Below are 821 nucleotides of genomic sequence, written 5' to 3' on the forward strand. Positions count from 1 at the left end.
CATCTGTACTGGTTCCCTTAAGCCGTACACCTGTGTTTCGCGGCTCAAAGAAATAGAAGTTCCGACGCTTTTCACGTGTGGCGAGTTTGACGAGGCGACCCCTGCGGCATGTGCGGAGTTTTCCAAGCTGGTACGAGGAAGTAGCTGCAAGGTCTTTGGCGGGTGCTCTCATACTCCTCATCTCGAGAGACCTGAAGAATATCTATCAACTCTTCGATCATTTCTTGATGCTTTGCCTTAAAATGTCCAGACATCAATTGGAATTACCTCAAGCACGGCAAATAAAATGACCGGGGAGCAAATCGATGAAACCTGAAGGCGGAAATCACCAAACCCAAATTGGGGGTAGCTCTGTCGGTAGCGCGCTTGAGTCGCTTGGCTACAAACAAGAGCTGAATAGAACAATGTCCGGCACAGATGTTGTTGTATACGGATTGATATACATGGTGCCAATGGCTCCTGTTGCGGTATTTGGCTTCATAAGTAATTTTTCATTTGGAATGACTGCTTTGGTCTATGTCGTAGCTGCTATAGCTATGACATTTAGCGCCTTCTCTTACAAGGAAATGGCGCAGAGATACCCTGTTGCCGGATCCGTATATTCGTACGTCAGATTCGGAATAAATGGCCATGTGGGCTATTTGGCAGGCTGGGCAATTCTGCTCGACTACCTTTTACTTCCTGCGTTGTTGGCGGTATTCGCTGCAAGTGCCATGACCGGTTTGTGGCCTGCCGTTCCAGTCTGGGCGTGGGTCGTCCTGTTTGTCCTCGCGGCGACATTCATCAATCTAGGTGGCATCGCCCTGACCGCGACTGTGAAT

General features: G+C 49.2%; 1 protein-coding gene. It reads left to right on the forward strand.

Going from position 1 to position 821, the window contains the following annotated elements; genetic code table 11:
- Window positions 1-305: 305 nt before the first annotated feature.
- A partial coding sequence (locus tag CEV33_RS01500) for an APC family permease (protein ID WP_141211541.1) occupies window positions 306-821 on the forward strand: 516 nt, incomplete at its 3' end.

It is taken from the genome of Brucella grignonensis (assembly GCF_002252505.1).
Lineage (GTDB): Bacteria > Pseudomonadota > Alphaproteobacteria > Rhizobiales > Rhizobiaceae > Brucella > Brucella grignonensis.